General features: G+C 67.5%; 5 protein-coding genes. 2 read left to right on the forward strand and 3 right to left on the reverse strand.

The window, feature by feature from the left end:
• Nucleotides 1–130 precede the first annotated feature (130 nt).
• Complete coding sequence (locus tag Q0U08_RS03615) at nucleotides 131–2,932, reverse strand: TonB-dependent receptor (RefSeq protein WP_298089784.1); 2,802 nt, start codon at nucleotides 2,930–2,932, stop codon at nucleotides 131–133.
• A gap of 369 nt (nucleotides 2,933–3,301) precedes the next feature.
• On the opposite strand from Q0U08_RS03615, the gene Q0U08_RS03620 reads away from it, so the two are divergent.
• Nucleotides 3,302–4,039: a GntR family transcriptional regulator gene (locus Q0U08_RS03620; RefSeq protein WP_298089785.1), complete on the forward strand. Its 738-nt coding sequence runs from the start codon at nucleotides 3,302–3,304 to the stop codon at nucleotides 4,037–4,039.
• 25 nt (nucleotides 4,040–4,064) lie between these two features.
• Entirely contained in the window at nucleotides 4,065–6,944 is a 2,880-nt protein-coding gene (gene galA, locus Q0U08_RS03625) for a beta-galactosidase GalA (RefSeq protein WP_298089786.1), read from the forward strand.
• A 105-nt stretch (nucleotides 6,945–7,049) separates the two neighbouring features.
• On the opposite strand, the gene nagE is transcribed toward galA, so the two are convergent.
• The gene (gene nagE / locus Q0U08_RS03630; RefSeq protein WP_298089787.1) at nucleotides 7,050–8,747 is read right to left on the reverse strand and encodes an N-acetylglucosamine-specific PTS transporter subunit IIBC; all 1,698 of its coding nucleotides are present in this window, start codon (nucleotides 8,745–8,747) and stop codon (nucleotides 7,050–7,052) included.
• Nucleotides 8,744–10,439: phosphoenolpyruvate--protein phosphotransferase (gene ptsP / locus Q0U08_RS03635; protein WP_298089788.1), on the reverse strand; the 1,696-nt coding region annotated here is incomplete at its 5' end. The genes nagE and ptsP, both read right to left, overlap by 4 nt.

Consider the following 10,439-nt stretch of genomic DNA (forward strand, 5'->3'; position numbering starts at 1 on the left):
TGGTTCCGTTTTGGTATTAGGAGGTATCATGCATAGAAGCGGCGAGTACGTCCATGCCCCTGACCCAAAAAAACCAAGGCCGGCCGCGTCATGAAAAACGCGACCGGCCCAACAGGTTAAGTCTGACGGATTACAGGCGGAACGATACGCTGCCGACGAAGGTGCGCCCGTTCTTGTAGAAGGCCGAAGGCCGGTCGCGCGTGCCGCTATATTGCAGATAGGTCTCGTCCAGCAGGTTCTGGGCGTTGACCGTCAGCGTGATGTTCTTGGTCAGGTTGAGCGAAGCCGATGCGTCGAGCTGGCTGTACGGCGCCACCATCTCTTCCGATCCCAACCGCCCGATCGTGCGGAAATAGGAGGAGCGATAATTGTAGCTGACCCGCGCCTGGAACGGTCCGCTTTCGAAATAGGGGATCACGTTCACGGTATGCTTCGACAGATAGGGCAGGTTCAGCGCGCCGTTGATGCCCGCGACCGTCGAGGTGCTGCTGTCCTGGTACGAATAGTTCGCCTGCAGACCGAACCCGCCCCAGATTTCGGCCTGACCGTTCACCAGCACGCCGTTCACCTTCGCCTTGCCGCCGTTGATCGGCTGGTTGACGTTATAGGTCGTCAACTGGTTGCGCAGCGCGTTGAAGTAGATCGCGTTGGTCCGGGTGTTGATGATATAGTTGTCGATGTCGCGGCGGAACAGCTCCAGCGACAGCAGCGCACCCGCGCGCGGATACCATTCGGCGGTGATTTCATAATTGGTCGACTGGTACGGCCGCAGGTTCGGGTTGCCGCCGCCGCCGTCCAGCGTCACGTCGTTGAGCGAGGTCGCCGCCGCCAGGTCCTGGTAGCGCGGGCGCGAGATCACCTTGGCCACCGAGCCGCGCACGATCACTTCCGGCGTGATCGTGTAGATCAGGTTCACGCTGGGCAGGAACTTCAGATAGTCGGTCGACACGCGCGTCGGCACCGGCTGGGGATTGACCACGTTGCTGAGCGTCGTCGCATAGTTGGACACGTCGCGCGTATAAACCAGCCGCCCGCCGATATTACCGCGCAGGCCGCCCTGATCGAAGTTCAACTGGACATAGGAGGCGGCAACCGTTTCCTTCACGCGCGTCGATGCGCCGATCTTGGTGACCAGCGGGCTGTTGATCGAATTGGCAAGGATGTCGATCACCGACTGCTCGGGCAGGTTCAGGAACTGCGTCGCGCTGCCCGATCCGCCGCTGCCGTCGAAGACGCCGCCGGGCGTGACGCCCGTGGTGACGCCGAGCTGCGCGGCGGTTTGCGAACTGGTCTTGTAGGTGTTGATGCCGCGCGCATCGATGCGGTTGACGTGATCGGTCACGCGCGCGCCGATCAACAGTTCGCTGAACACGCCGCCCAGCGGCACCGTGCCGTCGAAGCCGCCGAAGATGTCGCGGTCGGTGGTCACGCTGTAATCCAGCCCGCCGATCTGCGCGGCGATCAGTTGCGCACCGTTCACGATCACCGGCCGCCCCTCGATCTGCGCCGGGTTGTTGTTCGGGTTGGTGAAGTAGTTCGCCGGGTTGGTCAGGTCGCCGGTGAAATTGACCTCGGCCGTGGTCGGCGTGATCGCGTAGCTGAACGGCAACCGGGTCTGCACGTTGAACAGATATTCGGGATTGCGCCCACCCTTCGCCTTGCTCCAGCCGCCGGCGAAGGACACCTTGGCGCCGTCGTCGCCCTCCCAGTCGGCGAAGAAGTTCAGATTGTCGGTCTTCAGCTTGGTACGGCGCACCAGCGTGTCGAGCTGCGCGCTCTGGCTGTTCGCCGCGCCGAAATTCGCCTGCGTCACCACGCCGTTCGACACCGTCGCCGATTGCAGCACGTCGCCGGTCCACGCGCCGGGGATGGTGTACATCGCCTGGCTGTAGTTGTTGTAGTTGCCGTCGATGTGCAGGCCGTTCAGCGTCAGCGTCAGGTTTTCGGCCGGGCGATACTGCACCGTGCCGGCGACGCTGGCGCGCTGGCGCTGCTGCTGGAAATAGGCGTAGTTGATGCCGAAGGGCGATGCGGCCTGGTACAGATCCTGGATCGTGCCGCCATTGATCGTCGCGTTCGGGTTCTTCAGCGACAGCGCGCCTGTGGTCGCGTCGCGATTGACGAACGGGCTGTTGCGCGTGCCATCGGCATTGGGCGCGATATTGTCATAGCCGAAGAACTCGACACCGGCGCGCACCATGTTCTGCTTGTCATAGGTGGCCGCGACCAGCACGCCGAACGTTTCGGCGTCGTTGCGCCAGCTATACAGGCCCGATCCGCGGATATTCCCCTTGTCCGCGCGGTCGTTGTACAGATAGCCGCCCGACGCGAAGATCGAATTGGCCTCCAGCTCCAGCGGCCGGCGGGTACGCACGATCACCGTGCCGCCCAGGCTGCCTTCCTCGATCCGCGGTTCCGGCGACTTGTACACCTCCAGCCGGTCGACCAGTTCGGGGGCGAGCAGCGAATAGTTGAAGGTACGGCTGCTGGGGTCGTTGTCGTTGCCGCCCCAGTCGGCGGAGGCCAGACCGTGCCCGTCGAGCAGCATGCGGTTGAGGGCCGGATCGGTGCCCAGAATGGCGACCTTCTCACCCTCGCCGAAACGGCGATCGATCGACACGCCGGGGATATGCGCCAGGGACTCGGCGACGTTGCGGTCGGGGAACTTGCCGATATCCTCGGCCGAGATCGCATCCACCACCGCGTTCGCGTTGCGCTTCACCTCGATCGCCTGGCGCAGACTGCGCGCATAGCCGGTGACGACGATCTCGCCGTCCTCGCCCGCCGCTGCCGCGTCCTGATCGGATGCGGCGTTGCTTGGTGCGGTGGTGCTGGGCGGTGTCGTCGGTGTGTCCTGCCCTTGTGCGGCGGTGGCGGCCAGCCCGGTCATGGCCGTTGTCATCAGGATCCAGTTGCGCAACCGCATCGTCATTCCCCTTCCATGGAGAGGCGCCCAGCCGCGCTGCTCCCCGCTTTCACCACCGCATGGCTGGCGGCGCCCCCGCCGGCTGTGTTCGGTCGGGAATCACGGGATTGGTATAACCAAAATATACCATATCCGCCACGAAAATTCATTAAATCGTCTTAAAAAAGAAACGTTCTGATAAGTGATTGGCATTGAAAGCATGTTTTGACCATGGGATGTGCATCGTACGGAAGCTTCGCCGTGGAATGGAATGGTCCTGTGGAGGTACCGCATGGTTGTTCCACGCCGCGGCATTCGATAGGCTCCATGTTCGATGCGGCGTATCACGATCGCGACACCTGCCGATCAGGCCGGCAGGGACAAAGGGAGACGGGAATGGCATTTTCGGATGAGGTGGGGCGCTTCCGCGATGGCAATCCTTCCCCGCTCTACCTCCAACTCCAGCAACTGATCCGCGAGGCGATCGGCCGGGACGTGCTGGTGCAGGGCGACGCCATCCCCGCCGAACGCGATCTTGCCACCGAATATGACGTGTCGCGCATCACCGTGCGCAAGGCGATCGGCGGCTTGGTCGAGGATGGTCTGCTGACCCGAAGGCGCGGCGCCGGCACCTTTGTGGCGGGCCGCGTCGAGAAAAGCTTCTCCAAGCTCTCCTCCTTTTCCGAGGACATGGCCGCGCGCGGCAAAGCGGCGTCCAGCGAATGGATCAGCCGCGCCGCCGGCACGGTCAGCCCGGAGGAGTCGATGGCGCTCGGCCTGTCGCCCGGCGCGCCGGTCTTTCGTTTCCAGCGCATCCGCTATGCCGATGAACAGCCCATGGCGCTCGAATTCTCCACCATCGCGGGCTATTGCCTGCCCTCGGTCCAGGCGGTCGGCGACTCGCTTTATGTCGCGCTCGACCAGGCGGGTAGCCGCCCGGTGCGCGCGCTCCAGCGGCTGCGCGCGGTGCCCTTCGGTCCGGAACACGCACGGATGCTGGGTGTCGATGCCGGCCAGCCCGGCCTGCTGATCGAGCGTCGCGGTTTCCTGCGCGACGGTCGCGCCGCCGAGTTCACCCGGTCCTATTATCGCGGCGACGCCTACGATTTCGTCGCTGAACTGTCCGACCTGTAAGGGTCGACGCCAGAGGAGTTTTTTCTTGAACCGCCGTCAACTCCTCCTGACCGGCGCCAGCGCCGGTGCCGTTGCCGCGCTTCCCGTCCACGCTGCCCCGCGCGATCGTACGGTGGGGCAGGGGGGCGCCCTGCCGATGCCGGCGCCCGGCAACACGCTGCCCCCGCCGCTGCCCGTCCATGATGCCGGCAAGACGCGGATGGAGCGCGGCTGGCTGTTCCACGAAGGTGACATCGCCAATCCGGTGCTCGACACGCACAACGCCACCTATCTCAGCGTCAAGGCCGGCAATGCGCAGGGGGCCGCGGCGATCGACCATGACGACAGCGACTGGACGCGTATCCGTCTGCCGCACGACTGGGCAAGCGCGCAGCCCTTCGAGGAAAGCGCCAACATCTCGCAGGGCTATCGCCGGCGCGGCATCGGCTGGTATCGCCGCCGCTTCGCGCTCGACCCCGCCGATCGCGGCAAGCGGCTGGAGCTGCATTTCGACGGCATCGCCACCAACGCGACGATCTGGCTGAACGGCAGCACCGTCGCGCACAACTGGTCGGGCTATAACAGCATCTATATCGACCTGACGCCCTTTGCCCGCTTTGGCGAGGAGCTGAACACGATCGCGATCCGCGTCGATGCCAATGCGATGGAGGGCTGGTGGTATGAGGGTGCGGGCCTCTACCGCCATGCCTGGCTGGTCCGCCGCGCGCCCGTGTCGATCGCGACCGACGGCGTGCATTGCGATCCGCGGCACGAGGCGGGGCGCTGGCAGGTACCCGTTACCGTCACGCTGAACAATGTCGCGCGTCAGGCCGCCACGGTAACGGTCGAGGCGCAACTGCTCGCCCCGGATGGCCGTCCGCTCACCCGTGCCGAGGTGCCGGCCACCGTTACCCCGCTGGATACCGTGACGGCGACGCTGACGCTGGACGCGGCGAACCCGGTTCTGTGGTCGGTCGAGACGCCGACGCTCTACACTGTCGTGACCCGCATGCTGGTGGATGGCGCGCCCGTCGACGAGCGCCGCACTCCCGTCGGCTTTCGCACGATCCGCTTCGATGCGGCCGAAGGCTTTTTCCTCAACGACCGCCCCGTGAAGCTGAAGGGCGTGTGTCTGCATCAGGATCATGCCGGCGTCGGCACCGCCATCCCCGACAGCCTGCACCGCTGGCGGCTGGAACGGTTGAAGGCGATCGGCTGCAACGCGATCCGCTGCTCGCACAACGCGCCGTCGGTCGAGTTTCTCGACCTGTGCGATGCGATGGGCTTTCTCGTCATGGACGAGAACCGCCAGTTCAATCCCGCGCCCGATTATATGGAGCAACTGCGCTGGCTGGTCCGGCGCGACCGCAACCATCCCTCGATCATCCTCTGGTCGGTGTTCAACGAGGAGCCGATGCAGGGCACCGAGGCCGGCGTGGAGATGGTCCGCCGCATGGTGCATGAGGTGAAGGCGCTGGATGACAGTCGCCCGGTCACCGCGGCGATGAACGGCGCCTTCTTCGATCCGAACAGCGTGTCCAGCGTCGTCGATGTCACCGGCTTCAACTATTACCAGAACGATTACGACCAGTTCCACCGCCTCTTCCCCGATCGGCCGCTAACCAGTTCGGAGGATACCAGCGCCTATGAGACGCGCGGTGCCTTCCACAGCGATCCCAAGGCGCACGTCATCACCTCCTATGACGACGAGGCGACGAGCTGGGGGGATACGCATCGCGGCACCTGGAAGAAGATCATGGAGCGCCGCTTCGTCGCGGGCGGCTTCGTATGGACCGGCTTCGACTATCATGGGGAGCCGACGCCCTATGCCTGGCCGACCATTTCCAGCTTTTTCGGCATCATGGACCTGTGCGGTTTTCCCAAGACCGCGACCGACATCCACGCCGCGCATTGGGTCGATACCCATCCGGTCGTCGCCATCGCACCGCACTGGACCTGGCCCGGCAAGGATGGCAAGCCGATCCGCGTGTTCGTGACGAGCAACGCGGAAACGGTGGCGCTGCGCGTCAACGGTCGCGACCTGCCCGCGCAAAAGGTCGACCGCATCATGGGCAACGTCTGGAGCGTGCCCTACGCCCCCGGCCGGATCGAGGCGATCGCGATGCGCGGCGGCCGCGTCGTCGCCACTGCCGCGCACGAGACCGCCGGGACCCCCGCTGCGCTCCGCCTGACGCCCGCGCGCTCGGTGATGGCCGGCGATGGCGAGGATGCGCAGGCGATCACCATCGATGCGGTCGATGCGAAGGGCCGGCACGTCCCCACCGCCAACCTGCCGACCCGCTTCACGGTCGAGTGTGCCGAGATCATCGGCATCGGCAATGGCGATCCCAACAGCCACGAATCCGAAAAGGGCAATGCCCGCTCGCTGTTCAACGGCCTGGCCCAGATCATCCTCCGCGCCGACAAGGGGGCAGGCCGCGTGATCGTGCGGGCCGAGGCGGAGGGCCTGTCGCCCGCCCGCCTCGTCATCGCACGCCGCCCGGCGGCCGAGGTGGCGCAGTGGCCGGAAAGCTTCGGCGGCCAAGCCTTGACCGAATGGCGCCGCTCCCCCGCCTCGGCAACCAGGCCCGGCCCGGACGCCGCGCCCCCCGATGGCGACAATAACAGCTGGGCGTTTGTTCGCGCAGGCACCGGCGCCCGGCCCGATCCGGCAGGCAACTGGCGCGCCTGGCGCATCACCGTCATGCCGTGGAAGCGCATCGCGACAGAAGGCGGCATGCTCCGTTTTCGCGAGATCACCGGCCGCGCCGAACTCTATGTCGACGGCCAGCGCCTCGCGACCAAGGACAGCGCGGCCGCCGGCGCGCTGGCGGCACGCGTTCCCGCCGGCCAGGGCCGCCGCACGATCCTGCTGCTGGTGGAAGGCGCCGGCATCACCGGTCCGGTGACGCTGGACGTCTCGTAACGCCCAAATGCCCTCTCCCCCACGGGGAGAGGGAGGGGCCTATCGCGTGAGCGATGGGAGGGTGAGGGGCCGCCCTATCTTCCCCATGGGGAGAGGGCTGACCCCTTAACCCTCGACCAACCGCGCCGCATCACCCAGCAGGTGCACCACGCCCGTCGCCGGCCGCGCCACCGCCTTCACGCCCAGCTTCGCCAGGGCCGCGTCATCCACCGCGCCCGAAACCTCGACGCGCACCCGCCCGGCATGGACGCTGGCCGCGCCCACCTTGCCGCCAAGTGCCGCGACCAGCGCCGGCGTCAACCGCACCGCCTTGGTCTCGGCTTCCACCGCCGGTCCGGTGGACAGCGTACCGCCCCCCGCCGCCAGCGCGTCGCGGATCTCGGATGCGACGGTATCGGCGATTGGCCCCACCACCACCTGCAGCGCGGTGGCGGACGGCCGGATGATCCCGCGCGCGCCCAGCGCCTTCAGCGCGGCCTCGTCCACCGCGTCCTGGTCGTTCACCACCAGCCGCAGCCGCGTCGTGCACGCGCCGACATCCTTCAGGTTCGCCGCGCCACCCAGGGCCTGTGCAAAGGCGGTGCCGCGCTCGCCCGCGGCAACCGGCGCGGCCGCCGTCGTCGCGCCTTCGGTCACCGGCTCACGCCCCGGCGTCTGCAATCCGAAGCGGCGGATCGCGAAGCGGAAGATCGCGTAATAAGCGAGCGCATAGGCCGCCCCCACGGGCACCAGCATCAACGGCCTGGTCGCCTTGCCGAAGTTCAGCGCATAGTCGAACAACCCGGCGGAGAAGCCATAACCCAGCTTCACGCCCAGCGCGTTCATCACCGCCTCGGCCGATCCGGTCAGCACCGCGTGTACGGCGTACAGGGCCGGTGCGAGGAACATGAAGGAGAACTCGATCGGCTCGGTCACGCCGGTCAGGAACGAGGTCAGCGCCAGACTGAGCAACAGGCCGCCCACCGCCTTGCGCCGCTCCGGCAGCGCCTCGTGATACATCGCCAGGCACGCGGCGGGCAGGCCGAACATCATGACGGGGAAGAACCCGCTCATGAACCCGCCCGCGGTCGGATCACCCGCGAAGAAGCGCGTCAGGTCACCCGTCTTGCCCTGGAACTCGCCGACCGAGAAATAGGCGACGTTGTTCAGAATGTGGTGCAGCCCCGTCACCAGCAGCAGCCGGTTGAGCAGGCCGAAGGCAAACAGCCCGGCGCCACCCGCCGCGACGACGCCCGCGGACAGCGCATCCATGCCCGCGCTGATCCATGCATAGCTGACGCCAAGGATCAGCGCGAGGCCAAGCCCCGCAAACCCCGACACGATCGGCACGAACCGCCGCCCGCCGAAAAAGGCGAGATAATCGGGCAGCTTCAGGTTGGAGAAGCGGTTGTAGAAGCTGCCGCCGATCGCCCCGGCGACGATGCCGACGGGCACGTCGAACTTGGCGATCGTGGCCGCCTTCCACGCTTTCTCGACCGTCGCGCGCAGCGCCTCGGGCACGTTCGCCAGCACATCGGGTGGCACCACGAACAATGCCTGTGCGCCCGCCGTCGCGACGAGGTAGCAGACCAGCCCGCCCATTGCGGCCGCACCATTGCCATCCTTGGCAAACCCGGTCGCCACGCCGATCGTGAACAGCAGCCCCAGATGGGAAAAGATCGCATCGCCCGCGGCACTGACGAACGCGATGTCCAGCAGGTCGGGTTGGCCCAGCCGCAACAACAGCCCTGCGATGGGCAGTGTCGCGATCGGCAGCATCAACGCGCGGCCCAGCGGCTGCAGCGCTCCCAGGATCGACTTCATGCGCCCAACTCCCCTTCGAACTTGCGGGCCAGCGCGCGCACCTCGGCGGCGGTGGCGCAGGCGAGGGCGGCGCGCGCATGGGCGCGGACCGCCTCCATGTCGAGCGCCGCGACCAGCGCCTTGATCTCGGGCACCGCGGCGGGTGCGGCGGACAATTCGGTCACGCCCAGCCCGACCAGGATCGGCACCGCCAGCGGATCGGAGGCGAGGCCACCGCATACGCCGGTCCAGCGGCCATGCACGTCCGCGCCCTTCACCGTCTCGCCGATCAGGCGCAGCACGGCCGGGTGCAATCCATCGAGCGCGCCGGCCACGCTGGCATTGCCGCGGTCCATGGCGAGCGCATATTGCGTCAGGTCGTTGGTGCCGATCGACAGGAAATCGGCCTCGCGCGCCAGCAGGTCGGCGGTGACCGCGGCGGCCGGCGTTTCCACCATCACCCCCAGTTGCACGCGGGAGCCCGCCTCGATCCCGTCCAGCACCGCGCGCACCCGGCGCAGTTCGTCGACGCCCGCGATCATCGGTACCATGATCCGGCATTGGCCGACCGGCTCGACCGCCAGGATCGCGCGGATCTGGTCCGCCAGGATCTCGGGATGCGCAAAGCCGACGCGGATGCCGCGCAGGCCCAGCGCCGGATTCTCCTCCGGCCCGATCGGCAGATAGGGCGCCGGTTTGTCGCCACCGATGTCGAGCAGGCGCACGATCAGCGGCCGGCCGTCCAGCGCGGTCGCCACCGCCTGATAATCGGCGACCTGTTCGTCCAGGCTGGGCGCGGTGTCGCGCTCCAGGAACAGCAGTTCGGTGCGCAGCAGGCCACAGCCCTCCGCCCCGTTCGCCACCGCGATGCGCGCATCGTCGGCGGACCCGCAATTGGCGAACAGTTCGATCCGCGTGCCGTCGCGCGTCCGGCAATCCTCGCCGGCCCGCGCCAGTGCATCGGCCCGGCGGCGCTGTGCCTCGGCGATGCGCGTCCCGGCATCCGCCAGCGTTTCGGCCGAGGGCGCGACATGGATCAGCCCGCCGCTGGCATCCAGCACGACGCGCGTGCCCGCGGCCACGTCGCGCAGGCCCCCGCCGATCGCGACCAGCGCCGGCAACCCGCGCGAGGCGGCGAGGATCGCGACGTGCGAGGTCGGCCCGCCCCGCTCCACTGCCAACCCGGCCAGCCGGTCGAGGTCCAGCCCCATCAACTGCGACGGCAACAGATCGTCGGCGACCAGGATGGTGCCCGGCGCGAGGTCGGCGCGCGTGTCCTCCACGCCCATCAGGCGCGCGATCAACTGGCGCTCTAGATCGCGCATGTCGTCCGCCCGCTCGGCCAGCCGGCGGTCGCCGCCTGTGCGCAAGGCGTCCGCCTGCGGACGGATCGCCCCGCGCCACGCATGGCCGGCGCTCTGTCCCTGTGCGATCCCCGCCAGGGTCGCCTCGATCAATGTGGGATCGGCGAGCATCGCGGCATGCGCCTCGAAGATCGCACGGGCCGGTCCGGTCGCCGCCGCGCTGCGCGCCGCCAGCTCATCGGCCAGTGCGCGCCGTGCCGCCTCGAAACAGGATTCCTCGGCGGCGATCCCGGCACCCTCGGCGGGAACGGGCAAGTCCTCGGCCCGCCATAGCGCGACGGTGCCGATCGCCAGGCCCGGTGCCGCGGTCACCCCGGCCAGCGCGCCTTCGGGCACCTCCGCCACCATC

The sequence above is a fragment of the uncultured Sphingomonas sp. genome (assembly GCF_946477935.1).
Classification (GTDB): Bacteria; Pseudomonadota; Alphaproteobacteria; order Sphingomonadales; family Sphingomonadaceae; genus Sphingomonas.